18 protein-coding genes are annotated in these 17,133 nt (G+C 70.9%); 17 read left to right on the top strand and 1 reads right to left on the bottom strand.

What is annotated here, in order from left to right; all coding sequences use genetic code 11:
* Nucleotides 1–92 precede the first annotated feature (92 nt).
* A complete protein-coding gene (locus EAO73_RS00255; protein WP_147969423.1) occupies nt 93–629 on the top strand; it encodes a hypothetical protein in 537 nt (178 codons plus the stop codon).
* A 97-nt stretch (nt 630–726) separates the two neighbouring features.
* On the opposite strand, the gene EAO73_RS00260 is transcribed toward EAO73_RS00255, so the two are convergent.
* Nucleotides 727–1,611 carry an SIS domain-containing protein gene (locus tag EAO73_RS00260; RefSeq protein ID WP_147969424.1) on the bottom strand — a complete coding sequence of 295 codons (885 nt, stop codon included), beginning with the start codon at nt 1,609–1,611 and terminating at the stop codon, nt 727–729.
* 185 nt (nt 1,612–1,796) lie between these two features.
* Between EAO73_RS00260 and EAO73_RS00265 the strand changes: the two genes are divergently transcribed.
* From EAO73_RS00265 to EAO73_RS00340, 16 genes are all read left to right on the top strand, one after another.
* On the top strand, nt 1,797–2,597 hold the full coding sequence (locus tag EAO73_RS00265; RefSeq protein ID WP_147969425.1) for a DeoR/GlpR family DNA-binding transcription regulator: 801 nt from the start codon (nt 1,797–1,799) through the stop codon (nt 2,595–2,597).
* A gap of 434 nt (nt 2,598–3,031) precedes the next feature.
* Complete coding sequence (locus tag EAO73_RS00270) at nt 3,032–4,042, top strand: ABC transporter permease (RefSeq protein WP_376556249.1); 1,011 nt, start codon at nt 3,032–3,034, stop codon at nt 4,040–4,042.
* Nucleotides 4,039–4,983: a carbohydrate ABC transporter permease gene (locus EAO73_RS00275; protein ID WP_147969426.1), complete on the top strand. Its 945-nt coding sequence runs from the start codon at nt 4,039–4,041 to the stop codon at nt 4,981–4,983. Before EAO73_RS00270 ends, EAO73_RS00275 begins: the two co-directional genes overlap by 4 nt.
* 51 nt (nt 4,984–5,034) lie before the next feature.
* Entirely contained in the window at nt 5,035–6,675 is a 1,641-nt protein-coding gene (locus EAO73_RS00280) for an extracellular solute-binding protein (protein WP_147969427.1), read from the top strand.
* 43 nt (nt 6,676–6,718) lie between these two features.
* Nucleotides 6,719–7,894, top strand: a complete 1,176-nt coding sequence (locus EAO73_RS00285) for a Gfo/Idh/MocA family protein (protein WP_147969428.1) — start codon at nt 6,719–6,721, stop codon at nt 7,892–7,894.
* 85 nt (nt 7,895–7,979) lie between these two features.
* Nucleotides 7,980–9,155 carry an RICIN domain-containing protein gene (locus EAO73_RS00290; RefSeq protein ID WP_224756123.1) on the top strand — a complete coding sequence of 392 codons (1,176 nt, stop codon included), beginning with the start codon at nt 7,980–7,982 and terminating at the stop codon, nt 9,153–9,155.
* A 326-nt stretch (nt 9,156–9,481) separates the two neighbouring features.
* Entirely contained in the window at nt 9,482–10,480 is a 999-nt protein-coding gene (locus tag EAO73_RS00295; RefSeq protein ID WP_147969429.1) for an MBL fold metallo-hydrolase, read from the top strand.
* 59 nt (nt 10,481–10,539) lie between these two features.
* A complete protein-coding gene (locus tag EAO73_RS00300) occupies nt 10,540–11,913 on the top strand; it encodes an ATP-binding protein (protein ID WP_224756124.1) in 1,374 nt (457 codons plus the stop codon).
* The gene (locus EAO73_RS00305) at nt 11,910–12,335 is read left to right on the top strand and encodes a roadblock/LC7 domain-containing protein (protein WP_147969430.1); all 426 of its coding nucleotides are present in this window, start codon (nt 11,910–11,912) and stop codon (nt 12,333–12,335) included. Before EAO73_RS00300 ends, EAO73_RS00305 begins: the two co-directional genes overlap by 4 nt.
* The gene (locus EAO73_RS00310; protein ID WP_147969431.1) at nt 12,332–12,685 is read left to right on the top strand and encodes a DUF742 domain-containing protein; all 354 of its coding nucleotides are present in this window, start codon (nt 12,332–12,334) and stop codon (nt 12,683–12,685) included. Before EAO73_RS00305 ends, EAO73_RS00310 begins: the two co-directional genes overlap by 4 nt.
* A complete protein-coding gene (locus tag EAO73_RS00315; protein WP_147969432.1) occupies nt 12,663–13,277 on the top strand; it encodes a GTP-binding protein in 615 nt (204 codons plus the stop codon). The genes EAO73_RS00310 and EAO73_RS00315 overlap by 23 nt, the downstream gene beginning before the upstream one ends.
* Nucleotides 13,274–14,548, top strand: a complete 1,275-nt coding sequence (locus tag EAO73_RS00320; protein ID WP_147969433.1) for a cytochrome P450 — start codon at nt 13,274–13,276, stop codon at nt 14,546–14,548. Before EAO73_RS00315 ends, EAO73_RS00320 begins: the two co-directional genes overlap by 4 nt.
* 83 nt (nt 14,549–14,631) lie before the next feature.
* Entirely contained in the window at nt 14,632–15,051 is a 420-nt protein-coding gene (locus EAO73_RS00325; protein WP_191133887.1) for a cell division protein SepF, read from the top strand.
* Between the two features lie 7 nt (nt 15,052–15,058).
* A complete protein-coding gene (locus EAO73_RS00330) occupies nt 15,059–15,454 on the top strand; it encodes a nucleotide pyrophosphohydrolase (RefSeq protein ID WP_147969434.1) in 396 nt (131 codons plus the stop codon).
* 126 nt (nt 15,455–15,580) lie between these two features.
* Nucleotides 15,581–16,117 carry a DUF6099 family protein gene (locus tag EAO73_RS00335; RefSeq protein ID WP_147969435.1) on the top strand — a complete coding sequence of 179 codons (537 nt, stop codon included), beginning with the start codon at nt 15,581–15,583 and terminating at the stop codon, nt 16,115–16,117.
* Between the two features lie 92 nt (nt 16,118–16,209).
* Nucleotides 16,210–17,133, top strand: coding sequence for an LLM class F420-dependent oxidoreductase (locus EAO73_RS00340; protein WP_147969436.1), 924 nt, complete (start codon nt 16,210–16,212; stop codon nt 17,131–17,133).

The following is a 17,133-nucleotide window of genomic DNA, read 5'->3' on the forward strand; positions in this document are numbered from 1 at the left end:
CCCCACCGTCGGAGGGCGGGCCTGGCGGCCGGGCCCGCCCTCCGGCACCCTCTTACTGGCCCCGTACAGGTTCGTCGGCCATACTGCCCGCCGTGGAGCAGCGCATAGACCCCAAGACCCAGCCCGCGTACGCCGCAGGGACCGACCCGGCGTACATCCCCGGTCTCACGGCCCCCCGACCCGCCGCGGCGGAGGAGGAGCCGGAGGACACCGAGGAGCCCGCACCCGCCGACGCCGTCGCGGAGCAGCCGGCCGACGCGGTACCGGTGGCGCAGGACGAGGAGGAGGCCGAGAGCGAAGAGGACGACGAGAGCGACGACAGCGACGAGAGCGGCGAAGAGGCCGCCGACGGGGCCTCGTTCGAGGTGAGCGACCGGCGCGGCTCGATCTCGGCCGGCCCGGCGGGCGTCCGGTTCACGCTGGACGACCAGCGGGCCGACTTCCTTTGGGACGAGATCGGCGCGGTCGAACTGAAGCCGGCCCGCTTCGGCCGCAGGTTCACCGTGACCGTCCACCTGTCGTCCAAGCGCTGGTTCAACGGCGAGGTCGAGGCGGAGTCCCGCGGCAGCCTCAAGGAGTGGACCGAGGGCTTCGACGCGGTCCTGGACGCGTACTTCGAGGAGTCCTGACCGGGGCTCCGGCCCGGACCCCGCGTCTCGAACGCCGGCGGGGCTGAATTTCAGCCCGTCCGGCGTTCGAGGACCGGGGGTCCGGGGGCAACGCGGATCAAGCGTCCGCCAGGACCACCGAGCGCGTCAGGTGGCGCGGGGCGTCCGGGTCGAGGCCGCGGGCGGTGGCGCGGGCGACGGCCAGGCGCTGGACGCGGACCAGGTCGGCCAGCGGGTCCAGACCGCTCTCCACCCAGCGGGCGCCGGTCTCCAGGAGCTGTTCGCGCAGGCCCTCGGGCGCGGCGCCGAACATCCAGGTGGCGGTGGTGTCGGTGGCGATGGAGATGGGGCCGTGGCGGTACTCCATCGCGGCGTACGACTCGGTCCAGGAGAGCGAGGCCTCCTTCATCTTGAGCGCGGCCTCGTTGGCGAGGCCGGCCGTCCAGCCGCGGCCGAGGAAGGTGAACTGGGTGCAGTCCACAAGGCCTTCCGGCAGCGGCTCGGCGAGCGCCTGCTCCGCGTCGCGGACCACGGCGTCGGTGTGCAGGCCGAGGTGCGCGCGCAGCAGCGTCAGCAGCGTGGTGGCGAACCGGGTCTGGACGACGGACTGTTCGTCGGCGAAGTCCAGCACGACGACCGCGTCGGCGGTCGTCATCACCGGGGTCTCCGGGTCGGCGGTGACGGCCACCGTGGGGGTGGTGCCGCGCAGTCGGCCGAGGAGTTCGAGCACCTCGGTGGTGGTGCCGGAGCGGGTGAGCGCGACGACCCGGTCGTAGCGGCGGCGGGAGGGGAACTCGGACGCGGCGAAGGCATCGGTCTCGCCCTGCCCGGACTCCTCACGGAGCGAGGCGTATGCCTGAGCCATGTAGAACGAGGTGCCGCAGCCGACGACGGCGACGCGCTCGCCGGGCGCGGGCAGCACGGCCGCGTGACTCTGCGCCAGCTCCGCTGCGCGGCGCCAGCACTCCGGCTGGCTGGCGATCTCGATCTCGACAAATGACACTTTTGCACTCCGTACTGGTGATGGGATGCTCGTTTACGCACGTTACCCGCGAGGAGTGAGCATTATCAAGCATTCTGCTTGCAGCGGGCTTGACTCGCCGGAGCCTTGTGCGACGCTTGCGGCTGTCCGGTGATCGCGCCCAAGGGGATGGGCGCACGCAGCCCGGACTTGTGAGGAGAACTCTCTTGTCCAGGGATGCCCGGTGGAACGCACTGCTGGAACTCGTAGGCAAGCACGGCCGGGTGGATGTCGAGGATGCCGCGAAGACGCTGGACGTCTCGGCCGCGACCATCCGGCGGGACCTTGACCAGCTCGCCGAGCAGCAGCTGCTCACCCGGACCAGGGGCGGCGCCATCGCCCACGGCGTCAGCTACGAGCTGGCCCTCCGCTACAAGACCGGCCGCAACGCCCCCGAGAAGCAGGCCATCGGCCGCGCCGTCGCCGACCTGGTCGCGGTCGGCGAGGTGGTCGGGCTCACCGGCGGCACGACCATCACCGAGGTGGCCCGCTCGCTCGCCGTCCGCGCGGACCTGGTGGGGGAGGGCGCCGGCGGGGCGCCGGGCCAGCCGACGCTGACGGTGGTGACCAACGCCCTCAACATCGCCAACGAACTCGTGATCCGTCCGCAGATCAAGATGGTGGTCACCGGCGGGGTCGCCCGGCCCCAGTCGTACGAGCTGACCGGCCCGCTGGCCAGCGGGGTGCTCGGCGAGATAACGCTGGACGTGGCCGTGCTCGGCGTCAACGCCATCGACACCGAACGCGGCGCGTACGTGCACCACGAGGGCGAGGCGAGCATCAACCGGCTGCTCGCCCAGCAGGCCCAGCGCGTGGTGGTCGCCGCCGACTCCTCGAAGATCGGCAAGCGCGCCTTCGCCCGGGTCTGCGACCTCTCCCTGGTCGACTTCCTGGTCACCGACCGGGGCATCGCGCCCGAGGCGTCCGCCCGCTTCACCGAGGCCGGCGTCACCGTCATCGCCGTCTGACCTCCCGTTTCACCTCACGGCGGGCCTCCGCGCACCCGGTGCGCGGAGGCCCGCCGTTCTGCGTGCACCCAAACCGGTTCAGGGCGCCCGACTGTGCGTGAAGTGTGCGCGATCAATCACAACCACGCACAGGATGGCCGATTCTGACGGAGGAACAGTGCATTCCGGGGGTGGCCTCGCCCGTATCAAGAGGCGGAAATGTGGCAGTTGTCTGTTCTGTGATGCCCTGTGGTGCTGCGTGGAGCGACTTTTGCTTGCCCATAGATGTTCGTTACCTCTGCGAAATGAACAACTCTTGCCATACGGGCGCACGGTCGTGAACTATGTGCCTGTCGCCGCGAAGGAGCGGCGGCCGCATCTCCCCGAGGTGCGCGCCGCCCTCCACGTATGCGGGACGTTCTCTCGCTCCATCAGCCCTGGAGGTGCCTGTGACGATGGCAAACACGCCGGTCACAGCTGCGCGGCCGCCCGTGCCGCAGCCCCGCGATCCGGAAGACGCGGACCGCTCCGCAGGGAGGAAGGACAAGAAGCGCCGAATACGGCAGCCGCTCCGGCACCGTCTGAAGCGCGACAAGGCGCTCCTGCTCTTCTGTCTGCCCGGCGTCCTGTACTTCGCGCTCTTCTTCTACCTGCCGCTCGCGGGCAACGTCATCGCCTTCCAGGACTACCAGCCGTTCCTGGGTTTCAAGCAGAGCCCGTTCGTCGGCATGGCGAACTTCACCGCGCTGCTGGCCCAGCCCGAGTTCTGGAGCGCGGTGTCCAACACCCTCCAGATCACGGCGATCCAGCTGCTCCTGTACTTCCCGGCACCGATCGCCCTGGCGCTCCTGCTCAACTCGCTCATCAGCGAGAAGATCAAGCGGTTCATCCAGACCGTCGTCTACCTCCCGCACTTCCTGTCCTGGGTCGTCGTCGTCGCGATGTTCAAGCAGGTGCTCGGCGGCGCCGGTTCGGTCACCACGCTGCTCATGGAGCACGGGGTGAGCATCGGCAACGTGATGACGGACCCCGGCACCTTCAAGTTCCTCATCACCGCGCAGGCCATCTGGAAGGACTGCGGCTGGGGCACGATCATCTTCCTGGCGTCCATCGCCTCGATCGACATGGGCCAGTACGAGTCCGCCGCCATGGACGGCGCCGGCTGGCTCCGCCGGATCTGGCACATCACCCTGCCGGGCATCCGCCCGGTCATCCTGATGCTGCTGATCCTGCGGCTCGGCGACATCCTCTCCGTCGGCTTCGAGCAGATCCTGCTCCAGCGCGACGCCGTCGGCCCGGACGCCGCGGAGGTCATGGACACCTACGTCTACTTCCACGGGGTCGTGGACGGCGACTGGGGCATGAGCACCGCCGCCGGACTGATGAAGGGCGTCATCGGATTCGCCCTCATCCTCGCCGCCAACAAGCTGGCCCACCGCTTCGGCGAGCAGGGAGTCTACCGATGAGTCAGTCCGTCGCGACCCGGCTGCGCGCCGCCCGGTCCGGGGCCCGCCCCCGCAAGTCCCACGGCAGGCCGCCGTGGATGGAGCGCCCGCACTGGTACGGGCAGGGTGCCAAGGGCCTGGCCCTGATCGTGCTCACCGTGATCGTGCTCTACCCGTTCGTCCTCGCCATCGGCACCAGCCTCGCCGGCCGCGAGGAGCTGAACGCCAACGGCGGTTACGTACTGATCCCGCACCACCCGACGCTGGAGGCCTACCGGGTCATCCTGTCCGGGGGCGTGGTCACCCGCGCCGCCGTGGTCTCCATCTTCATCACACTGATCGGCACCGCGCTCAGCCTGGCCTGCACCGTGATGATCGCGTACGGCACCTCGCGCCCCGGCACCGTCCTCGCCAAGCCGATCCTGCTGCTGGTGCTCGGCACGTTCCTCTTCGCGCCCGGCATCATCCCGACGTACCTGGCGGTCCAGCAGTTCCACATGCTGGATACGTACGCGTCACTGATCCTTCCGGTCCTGCTGAACGCCTTCAACATCGTCGTCGTCCGCTCCTTCTTCCAGAGCATCCCGGAGGAGCTGTACGACGCGGCGCGCATCGACGGCGCCGGCGAGGTCACGGTCCTCTTCCGGATCGTCCTCCCGCTGTCGAAGGCGGTCCTCGCGGTGGTCGGCCTGTTCTACGCCGTCGGGTACTGGAACAGCTTCTTCAACGCGGTGCTGTACCTCAACGACTCCAGCAAGTTCCCCATCCAGGTGATCCTGCGCAGCTACGTCCTCAACGGGCAGAGCATCAACGCCTCCGCGATGGGCGTCCACGCCGTACCGCCCGCGACCTCGCTGCAGATGGCCGTACTGATCATCGCGATCGTGCCCATCTTCTGTGTCTACCCCTTCCTGCAGAAGTTCTTCGTCAAGGGCGTCCTCACCGGGGCGATCAAGGGCTGATCCGCCCGCCCCGCACCACCGCCCCGCAGGCCACACACTTCAAGGAGCCCCATGTCCACCCACTTGTCCCGGCGCGGTTTCATGGGCGCCGCGGGAATCGCCGGCCTCACCGTCGCGGGTCTGTCCACCCTGAGCGCCTGCGGCAGCGGCGCCACGGTCAGCAAGGGCGGCGCCAAGGCGTCCGCCAAGCTGAAGCTCCCGACGTACGTGGCGGCCCAGACGGCCCCGGCCGACCTCGCGGGCAACGCGGCGGGCCTCGACGCCACCTACCTGCGCTACCCCAAGGCCCTCACCAAGTCCGTCGCGAAGACGCCCGGCGACGGCAGCCGCATCACCGCCCTCACCGAAACGTTCACCACGCCCGCCCCGCCGCAGGCCAAGAACGGCTACTGGCAGGAGCTGAACAAGCGGCTCGGGTCCCAGTTCGACATGACGATCGTGGTGGACCAGGGCGTCGACGCGTACCTCACCAAGTTCAACGCCATGATGGCCGGCGGCGACATACCCGACCTGGTCTGGTTCCCGCCGAACCAGGGCATCCAGCGCGTCCCCGAGCTCCTGGACGCCAAGTTCCACGACCTCACCCCCTACCTCTCGGGCGACGCGGTCAAGGCGTACCCGAACCTGGCGAACCTGCCGACCACCGCCTGGAAGACCGCCGTCGTCAACGGCAAGATCCGCGGCGTCACCGTCGCCTACGGCTCCATGGGCCAGGTCTACGTCGTCAACCAGGACTTCTGGAAGCCGGTCGGCGGCGCCCACTTCACCAGCGCGGAGGACTTCCTCGCCAAGGGCAAGGAGCTGCTGGACGTCAAGCGCAACAAGTACGTCCTGGAACCGGCGTACGTGAACCACATCGGCCAGTTCGCCCAGTGGTTCGGCGCCCCCGCCGGCTGGCGCCTCGAAGGCGGCAAGCTCACCCACCAGTACGAGACGGAGGAGTACCAGGAGGCCCTGGCCTTCGCCGTCAAGTGCGCCCAGGCCAAGCTCTTCTGGCCGGACCCCAACCTCAGCACCACCATGGAGAAGATGGCGCAGGGCTCCCTCGGCGCCTACGTCCAGTCCTTCCCCAGCTTCCTGGTCGACGCCAAGACGTACGACTTCCCGTTCGGCGTCATCGTGCCGTTCGCCGGCAAGGAAGGCGCCACGCCGCACTACAGCATGGGCTACGGCTCCGTCGGCTACACCGCGATCAACAAGAAGGCCGACGAGAAGCGCGTCAAGATGCTGCTGCGCGTCATGGACTACCTGGCCGCACCCTTCGGCACGGAGGAACGCCTCTTCCTCGACAACGGCATCGAGGGCAAGCACTGGACCCGCACCGCCGAGGGCGACGTCAAGCTCACCCCCAAGGGCAACTCCGAGGCCGTCACCACGGCGATGCCGCTCGCCTTCCTCGCCGCCGGACCCGAGTACATCTACCTGCCGGGCCAGGGCGAACTCGCCGGCAAGATCCACGGCTGGCAGCAGGACCTCCTCAAGATCGCCCAGTCCAACCCGACGAGCGGCCACTTCTCGGACACGTCCACCAGCAAGAGCGCCTCGCTCACCACCGCCATGAGCGACATCCAGCTCGACATCGTCGCCGGCCGCAAGCCGCTCTCCGCCTTCAAGGAACAGCTGAGCAAGTGGCGTTCCGGCGGAGGCGACAAGATGCGCGCCGAGTTCGAGGCCTCGCTCGCCGGTAAGTAGTCTCCGCCCGCCCGCACCACCCGTACCAACCGAAGGGACTCCCGTGTCAGACCTGCGACTCGGCGTCATCGGGCTCGGCCTGCGCCGGTCCATCGCGATGTCGGCCCACCACCCCGGCAAGGGATCGGCGATCACCGCCGTATGCGACCTCGACCCGGAGGTGCGCCGGCGCGAGGCCGAGCGCTTCGGCGCCGAGATCGCGGTCGAGGACTACAAGCTGCTCCTCGGCCGGGACGACCTGGACGCGATCATCATCGCCACCCCGGACGATACCCACGAGGTCATCGCCATCGACGCCCTGCGGGCGGGCAAGGCGGTCTTCGTCGAGAAGCCCCTCGGCATCACCGTCGAGAGCTGCGACAACGTCCTGCGCGCGGCGTACGAGACCGGCTCCCGGCTCTACGTCGGCCACAACATGCGCCACATGGGCGTCGTCCGGCTGATGCGCGACATCATCGCGCGCGGCGACATCGGCGAACCCAAGGCCGTATGGGTGCGCCACTTCGTGGGCTACGGCGGCGACTACTACTTCAAGGACTGGCACGCCGACCGCACCCGCACCACCGGGCTGCTCCTCCAGAAGGCCGCGCACGACATCGACGTGCTGCACTGGCTGGCCGGCGGCTACACCCGGCGCGTCAACGCGCTGGGCGACCTGCTCGTCTACGGCGACCTGCCGCGCCGCGAGCCGGACACCCCGCGGCCCGAGAACTGGCTGCGCGAGTTCGACTGGCCGCCCACGGCCCGCAAGGACCTGCACCACATCGTGGACGTCGAGGACGTCTCGGTGATGAACATGCAGCTCGACAACGGGGTCGTCGCCGCCTACCAGCAGTGCCATTTCACCCCCGACTACTGGCGCAACTACACCGTCATCGGCACCGAGGGCCGGCTGGAGAACTTCGGCGACGGCCCCGGCGACGAGGTCAAGGTCTGGAACACCGGCCCCAGTGGCTACCGCGCCGACGCCGACATCACCTACCGGGTGCCCGAGGCCAAGGGCTCCCACGGCGGCGGTGACGGCCGGATCATGGAGGAGTTCTGCCGGTTCGTGCGCGACGGGGGAGTCACCGACACCTCCCCGGTCGCCGCCCGGATGAGCGTCGCCGCCGGTGTCCTCGCGACCCGCTCCCTGCGCGAGGGCGGTGCGCCCCACGAGGTGCCCGCCCTCGACCCGGAGCTGATCGCGTACTTCGAGCGCGGCCAGGTCCGTTCCTGAGGATCTGACCGGGAAAGACCGGGCCCGGGGCCGCACGGCCCCGGGCCCGGGGTCCCCTTCCCCCCATCGGAAGCAGGTGCACCGCATGAGATCGCGTCACTTGTTCACCACCCTCACCACCACCGTCGCGGCAGCCGCTCTGGCGCTGCTCGGCACCGCACCCCCCACCCAGGCCGCGGAGATCGGCACGACTCCCGGCACCTACACCAACTACTCCTTCTCCGGCGCCCCGGTCCTGACCGACGTCACCTGGTCCACCACGGTCCAGCACGACCCCGGCTACCGGGCCAACGTGTTCTGGAGCCATCAGTTCGGCTTCGACCAGGGCAACGGCGCCTACCTCGGGATGCAGTCCAACGGCGGCTCGAAGCGGACGCTCCTGTTCTCCGTCTGGGACGTCTCCGAGGCGAAGGCCGGCTCCACGGGCAGCTGGTGCCAGTCCTTCGGAGGCGAGGGCGAGGGCATGAGCTGCCGGATGAACCTCGACTGGACCGCCGGCCACCGCTACACGTTCAAGGTCGCGGCCGAGGGCGACGGCTGGTTCGGCGCCACCGTCGCGGACACCGCCACCGGCGCCTCGTACAAGCTCGGCACCATCAAGACCCCGGCCACCGCCATCTCGCCCTCCGGCATGGTCGACTGGACCGAGTACTTCGAGTGGAACGATTCCCGCGCCACCTGCTACGACCAGCCCTTCAGCGACGCCCGGTTCGGGGTGCCGACGGGCAACGGCGGTACGGTCACCGCCTCGGTCTCGTCCACGTCCAACAGCGGCAACGCCTGTGCGCCGATGACCCGGACCGACGTCTCGGCGGACGCGACGGTCCAGAACCTGGCGGTCGGCAACTCGGTGCGCGGCGCGGTGACCGGACAGGCCGGCAAGTGCCTGGACGCCTTCGGGGGAGTGGGGGACGGCGTGGTGGCCGACCTGTACGCCTGCTCCGGCGGCGCGAACCAGGCCTGGGTGCGGGCGGCCGACGGCTCCCTGCGCCTGCCCTCCGACTACTGCCTGGCAGCCGACGGCACCGGGAACGGCGCCGCGGTGCGGGTGCGCGACTGCGCCGGTACGGGGACGGGCGGCGCCGTCACGGACGCGGCCCGGCAGTGGACGTACAGCACGAGCGCGCACACCCTCGTCAACAAGGCGTCCGGCCGCTGTCTGGACGTCCCGGGCGGTGACACCACGAACGGGACCGCGCTGGTGCTGTGGGACTGCGCGGGCGGCGCCAACCAGCAGTGGAGCGTGCCCGCGACCTTCTAGGCACGTCTGAGCCACGGGCCCCCGGCGCACCGCACGACGCGGTCCCGCCGGGGGCTCGTGGCGTCTGTTTTCAGCCATGCTCAGTGGGTAATCGGCCTCTCCCGGTTTGACGGCGCCGACTTTCGTACCGGTGACGGGCACGCGCCGATCCGCGCTTCTCGTCCCGCTTCATCCGGAAGGTTCCGTACAGCCGCACACCCCCGCGCTCTCGTACGGTCACCGGCCGGGGCCCCTCGGAAGGCGGGAAGGTCTGTTTCAAGCCAATAGCGGGACCGGATGGCCGGGTTCGAACGCGCGACCGGAAAGTGGTCGGCATAATCGCGTCCATGTCGATCACGGGTGGAGATGTCGTTGACCTGGGCAGGGGCCTGTACGCATGGCTCCCGCCGAAGCGTGGCTGGGGGCTGGCCAACTGCGGCCTGCTCGTCTCGCCCCGCGGCGCGCTGTGGATCGACACCCCGTACGATCCGGTGCTCGCCGGACAGTTCCTCGCCGAGTCCGGCAAGCGGCTGCCCGACGGCGTCTCCATCGACCGGGTGGTCGTCACCCACGCCAACGGCGACCACTTCTGGGGCGCGGGCGTGCTCCCGGACGCCGAGATCATCGTGACGCGCGAGGCCAGGGAGCACATCCACTACGAGCCCACGCCGCAGCAGCAGCACGCGCTCGTCAACGGCGGCGACCCGGCCACCCCGCTCGGGGCCTACCTCGCACGGCACTTCGGCCCCTTCGACTGGTCGCAGACCGAACCGGTCCGGCCCACCACCTACTTCACAGGCGAGCTCGAACTGACCGTGGGCGACTACCCGGTGCAGATCACCTCGCTCGCCCCCGCCCACACCACCGGCGACCTGATGGTCCACCTGCCCGCCCAAGGCGTGGTGTTCAGCGGCGACATCATCTTCGCGTCCTCCGAGGAACAGCCCGGCGACCACCCGTGCCACTGGGAGGGCCCGCTGAGCAACGTCATCGCGGCCTGCGAACAGGTGCTCGCCACCGGGGCCGAGACCATCGTCCCCGGCCACGGACCCGTGATCGACCGTGACGGTGTCCGCGAGCACATCGCGTACCTGGAGTACATCCGCGAGCGCTCCCACGCCCTGCACGCCGCCGGCGTCCCCGCCACCGACGCCGCCCGGCAGGTCATCGCCGAAGGCCGCCACCCCGCACTCGGGCTCCCCGAACGGCTCGTCATCACCATCGGCAGCGAGTACCGGCAGCTCGACGGCTCCGAACGCCCCAGCGTGGTCCAGGTCATCACCGACGTGGCCACGGTCGCACAGGAAGTGGAGCAGGCCGGTGCGCCGGCAGGCAGCGCCGGCTGACCACCCGGCCCGCCCCGAGCCCCGGCGGACCGGCCCGACGACAGAAACGCGGTAACGGCATGGCATGGATCTTCACGGTGATCGCCGTCGTCGCCGCGATCGCGGGGTTCTCGCGCGCGTACCGGACCGGCCTCCTGGAACAGCAGGCTGTGACCCGCGCCGAACTCGCCGAACGCCAGGCCAAGGCCGCCGAGGCCCGCACCGCCGCCCTCCTCGACGAGATCCGGCAGCTCGCGCGCCGGCGGATACCCGCCGCCGCCCTCGCCCTCTCCCACCCCAGCGCCACCGTCCCCGGACTGCGCGAGGCGGCCGAGGTCGACGGCGGCGCCGCCCTCCTGCTCACCGAGGCCGTCCAGGCCGCGAGGACCGCCGTCCTGGAGGAGCGCGGACGCGTCGACGCGGCGGCCCGCGCCGCGATGCGCGGCACCTCCGCCAAGATCCAGTCGCTGCTCAACCAGTCCCAGCAACTGCTGCACGAGCTCCAGCACGAGTACGACGACCCGCGCATCCTCCAGCTCGACTTCCGCAACGAACTCGCGCTGCGCCGCACCCAGTCCACCGCCGTGCTCTGCGACGCCTGGCCCGGCCTCGCCCGGCAGAACTCGCCGCTCGTCGAAATCGTGCTCGGCGCCCAGTCACGGGTCGCCGGCTACGAACGGATCAAGGTCGCCAACCACCTGCGCGACGAACGCCTCGCCCTCGCCGCACGGGCCGCCGAACCCCTCGCCATCGCCCTGGCTGAACTCCTCGCCAACGCCACCGCCTACTCCCACCCCGACACCGACGTGCAGGTAACCGTCCAGCAGAGCGGCGGCCGGGGCGCCTTCCTGGTGGTCGACGACGCCGGCATCGGCATGGACGAGGACGCGCTCGAACGGGCCCGCGCCCTCCTCGCCGGACCCGCCGAGGTGCTCCTGACCGAACTGGGCGACCCTCCGCAGACGGGCTTCGCGGTCGTCGGCCGGCTCGTCGTGCAGTACGGCTTCGACTGCCACATCGAGGCCTCCCCGTTCGGCGGCATGCGGACCATCCTGCGCGTCCCCGCCCACCTGCTGACCGTGCTCGACGAGGACCGGAACCTCTCCGCGCTCGCCCCGGCACCCGTCTCCGCGGCCAACGCCCCGGCCGCGCCCGCGCCCGGCGCCCAGGTCCCGGCGGGCACCCCCGCCGCGGGCGCCGACGAGCCCGCCGCACTTCCCAGCCGGCGCCGCCGGGCACCCCGCCGCACCCCCGCCGAGGCCACCGCGACCCGGACCGCCGAACCGGCCGCCGGACAGATGCCCCGTACACCGGAAGCGGCCGGGGCTTCCTGGGCGGCCCTCCAGCAGGGCACCCTCAACGGCAGGAGCGCCACCGGACAGCACCCCGCACCGGACACCGGCGCCCACGACCACCAGGACGACCAGGACGACCAAGGAGACGACGAGAAGTGAGCGCCCCCAGCCCCACCTCAGGCGACCTCGCATGGGTGCTGACCCCGCTGCTGGAACTGCCAGGAGTCCAGCACGCCGTGGTCGCCACCGGTGACGGCCTCGTCGAAGGCGCCTCGCCCGGCCTCGACCGGGCCTCCGGCGAACGGGTCGCCGCGATGACGGCCACCCTGCACGCCGCCGCCCGCGCCTTCACGACCGCCTTCACCGACGTCGAGGCCCCCCAACTGGCTCAGACCGTCGTCGAATCGGACCTGGGCTTCGCCATCGTCGTACCGGCCGGACGCAACACGACGCTCGCCCTGTTCGCCGAACCCGGCGCCAAACTCGGCGACATCGCCTACCAGATGCAGGTCCAGGTCACCGCGCTCACCCGGGCGATGCACGCACCCGCCCGTCAGCCGGACACCGCCGCCCGGCCATGACCCCCGGCCCAGCACGCCGCCTGATCCCCGCCTACCTGGTCACCGGCGGCCGGTCCCGCCCCGCCGGCCCCGCGCTCGACCGGCTCGCCGTACTCGTACGCACCGACGCGCCCGTGCCCGACGACGCCGGAACACAGGCGCGCAGGCTGTGCGCCCTGCTGGAACCGGGCGCCCTCACCGTCGTCGAGTGCGCGGCCCACCTGGACCTGCCGGTCAGCGCCACCGTCTTCCTGGCCACGGACCTCGCGGCCACCGGACTTCTGCTCACCCGACCGCCGATACCCAGTGCCGGGCAGATCGACAGGTCGCTCGTCGAGAGGCTGCTCGTTGGACTCCGCTCCCTCCCCTGACCGGACCGGCGTCGGCTATCTGCCCGCCGCCGCCAGGACCCTGATGAAACTCGTCGTCACGGGTCCCTTCGGCGTGGGCAAGACGACCCTGATCCGAACGCTCTCGGAGATCGCCACCCTCCACACCGAGGAGGCGATGACCCAGTCCAGCACCCGGGTCGACTCCACCGCCGGACTCCCCGAGAAGACCACCACCACGGTCGCCATCGACTTCGGCCGCCTCACCGTCCCCGACGACCTCGTCCTCTACATGTTCGGCACGCCCGGCCAGGAACGGTTCCTTCCCCTGTGGGAGGACATCGCCCGCGGCGCGCTCGGCGCACTCGTCCTCGTCGACACCCGGCGGCTCGCGGACTCCTTCGCCGTGATGGACATGGTCGAGGAGCAGGGACTTCCGTACGCCGTCGCGGTGAACCGTTTCCCCGACGCCCCCGCGCACACGGACGAGGTCCTGCGCAAGCATCTCGACCTCGACGACACGACCCCGCTGGTCCAGTGCGACGCGCGCGAACGCCGCGGCAGCATCGACGCCCTGATCGCCCTGGCCGAACACGTGCTGACCCGCATGCCGCAGCCCGAGGACGCCTCATGACCACCTACGCACCGCCGCCGCAGCCCCTCGCGCTGTTCGGCCCGGCCTTCGCGGCCGACCCGCAGGGCCACTACCGCGCCCTGCGCGAGCACGGCCCGCTCGCCCCGGTGCGGATCGCCCCGGACATCGAGGCGATGCTCGTCACCGACTACCAGGCCGCCATCGACCTGCTCCGCGACACCCACACCTTCAGCAAGGACCCCCGCGCCTGGCAGGCCACCGTCCCGCCGGACTCCCCGGTGCTGCCCGTCCTCGGCCACCGTCCCACCGCGCTGTTCAGCGACGGCGCGGTGCACGCCCGCTACCGGGAGGCCATCAACGACAGCCTGGCCCTGATCGAACCGCACGTCCTGCGCGCCGAGGTCGCCCGCGTCGCCCGCCAGCTCATCGGCCGGTTCGCCGCCACCGGAAGCGGCGACCTCATCGCCCAGTACGCCCGCCGGCTCCCGATGCACATCTTCGTCACCTGGTTCGGCGCCGACCCCAAGGACGGCGACCGCATCGTCGACGGGATCGCCGGGATGATGAACTCGGCTGCGGACGCCGCCGCCGCGTACGCCGACCTCGTCGACGTCGTCACCCGGCTGGTCGCCGACCGCCGCGCCCGGCCCCGCCGCGACCTCACCTCGTACTTCCTCGCCCACCCGGCCGGACTCGACAACGACGAGACGGTCCGTCAGATCACGCTCGTCATGAGCGCGGGCAACGACCCGATGACCAACCTCATCGGCAACGCCATCCTCCACATGCTCACCGACGAGCGGTACGCGGGCTCCCTGCACGGCGGCGCGATGACCGCCCACGAGGCCATCAACGAGGTGCTGTGGCGGGACCCGCCGCTCGCCAACCTCGCGGCCCACTACCCGCGCCACGACACCGAGTTCCACGGCGTCCGGCTGCGCGCCGGACAACTCGTCCTGGTCTCCTACGCCGCCGCCAACTCCCAGTCCGCACCGCCCGTCTCGGACGACGGGGTCCGCTCCGGGGCCAGCGCCCACCTCGCCTGGTCGGCGGGGCCCCACCGCTGCCCCGCCAAGCAGCCGGCCCTGCTCATCGCGATGACCGCCATCGAGCAGCTCACCAGTCTCCTGTGCGACGCGGAACTCGCCGTACCGGCCGGTGAACTGCTGTGGCGGCCGGGCCCCTTCCACCGCGCGCTCGCGCACCTGCCCATCCGTTTCACCCCGCTGGACACCACCGCCGCTCCGGGCCGGTCCGTCACTGTCGCCGATCCCTCGGACGTGCTTCCGGCGGGGGCGATCGATTCCTGAGCCGTGTCGCTCGTAGGCCGAACGGGTGAGGCGGGGGACAATCGCCCGATGAACAGTGAGCGCAGCCGGCACAACGCCGACCGATGTGCGGACGGGGTGGTCCGGTGAGCAGGTACGACAGGTACGACGTCACGGACGAGCAGTGGGAGGGGCTGGCCCAGGTCGTACCGCTGCGCAGCCGCAACGAGTGGCCGTCCCGGGTGGACCACCGCACGGTCCAGGACGAGCCGGAGGCCGCCGAGCAGCGGCGCATGGTGGTGCTGCGGGTCCAGGTGTTCGCCGACGCCCGCGAGGTCGCCGAGTACCTGGTGGCGCAGGTGCCGGTGCTGCTCGACCTGACCAGCGCGGAGGGCGATGTGGCCAAGCGCATCCTGGACTTCACCAGCGGAGTCGTCTTCGGCCTCGGCAGCGGGATGCACCGGGTGGACCGCAACGTCTTCCTGCTGTCGCCCGTCGGCATGGAGGTCGAGGGCGTCACGGCGGCCGGCGTCCCGGGGGCGTAGGACCGCGGTGAGCGAACTCGACGTACGGGCCCTCCAGCAACGGCTGGCCGACTTCGCGGCCGCCCGCGACTGGGGGCCGTACCACACCCCGAAGAACCTGGCATCGGCGCTGAGCGTGGAGGCCGCCGAACTGCTGGAGATCTTCCAGTGGCTGACGCCCGAGCAGTCGGCGCGGGTCATGGAGGACCCGGCGACGGCGCCCAGGGTGGCCGACGAGGTCGCGGACGTGCTCGCGTATCTGCTCCAGTTCTGCGAAGTACTGGGGATCGATGTGCTGGCCGCCCTCGCGGCCAAGATCGAACGCAACGCATCGCGCTTCCCGGTCCCGGAATCCGCCCCGGGCCCCGTGCCGGGACCGGCCCGCGGATCAACGGGCACCCAAGATCGTCACTCTTCGGAGTGATCGACTTGTCCACACTCGATCGAGTGTCCACAGATTTCCGAAATCCTCTGGCGTTTCGGTGCGGACGCCCTCACTGTGGGTAATGAACGTGGTGAGCGGGTTTTCGCGGTCGAACGGGGGCAATCGATGGAAGCGGAGCGGCTGGTAACGGTCATCAGGCAGGCGCTGGCGGAGAGCCGGGGCACACCGGACATCATCGCCGAGGCCTGGCAGGCGCAGGCCCTGGCCCAGGCGGTCGGCAGCCGGCTGGCCGCGAGCGGACCCAAGGAGTTACGAGCCGAGGCGCGCGCCCTGAGCGAGATCGGCGGCAGGAGCAGCGGCGCGCTCGACCACCCGGCGGCCCGTGCGGGGGTCGCCCGCGCGGCACGGCTGACCGAGGTGGCGGATCCCCGCGCGGCCCTGACGGGCCTGGCCGCGTTGCTCGGGGAGGTCGGCATGGCTTTGGTCGGGGTGGCCTGCGAGACCGATGAACAGAGCCTGTACTGGCAGTGCATGGAGGCGATCGACGCCGCCGACGAGTCCACGGACCGGGTACGTGGCATGCTCCGCCTGCTCGACGAGCGGGAGCGCGAGCGGCGCCAGGATCTGGAGCGCGGCCGGGAGCGGGACGGCCCGCACGGTGTGCTGCACGGCCCGGTCGGTCCGGTCACCGGCATCCAGTGACCGGCGCCCGCCGACCGGTCCGTCCCGGACGCGGCGACGTGCGGAAGGGGCCGGAGAGGGGTGTGCGGTGCGCACGGGTGCAGGATGGAGGTATGGATCTTCGCATCTTCACCGAGCCCCAGCAGGGGGCGAGCTATGACACCCTTCTCACCGTCGCCAAGGCCACCGAGGACCTCGGCTTCGACGCCTTCTACCGGTCCGACCACTATCTGCGCATGGGGCAGGGCGACGGACTGCCCGGTCCGACGGACGCCTGGATCACGCTGGCCGGACTGGCCCGCGAGACCAAGCGCATCCGCCTCGGCACGCTGATGACGGCGGGTACGTTCCGGCTCCCCGGCGTCCTCGCCATCCAGGTGGCGCAGGTCGACCAGATGTCCGGCGGCCGGGTCGAACTGGGCCTGGGCGCGGGCTGGTTCGAGGAGGAGCACAAGGCGTACGGCATCCCGTTCCCGAAGGAGAAGTTCGGCCGCCTGGAGGAGCAGCTCGCGATCGTCACCGGGCTGTGGGCGACCGAGGTCGGCAAGACGTTCAGCTACGACGGCACGTACTACCAGCTCACGGACTCGCCCGCCCTGCCCAAGCCGGCCCAGTCCAGGATCCCGGTGCTGATCGGCGGACACGGCGCGAAGCGCACCCCGCGCCTCGCCGCCCAGTACGCCGACGAGTTCAATATCCCGTTCGCCTCGCTGGAGGACAGCGAGAAGCAGTTCGGCCGGGTCCGGGAGGCGGCCGTGGCGGCGGGCCGCAAGTCGGACGACCTGGTGTACTCCAACGCGCTGGTCGTCTGCGTCGGCCGGGACGACGCGGAGGTCGCGCGCCGGGCCGCCGTCATCGGCCGTGATGTGGCCGAGCTGAAGGCCAATGGGCTCGCGGGCTCGCCCGCCGAGGTGGTCGACAAGATCGGCCGGTACGCGGCGATCGGCGCGTCGCGGATCTACCTCCAGGTGCTCGACCTCGGTGACCTGGACCACCTGGAGCTGATCTCGTCCCAGGTCCAGTCCCAGCTGGGCTGA

The organism is Streptomyces sp. col6 (assembly GCF_008042035.1).
In the GTDB taxonomy this organism is placed as follows: Bacteria; Actinomycetota; Actinomycetes; order Streptomycetales; family Streptomycetaceae; genus Streptomyces.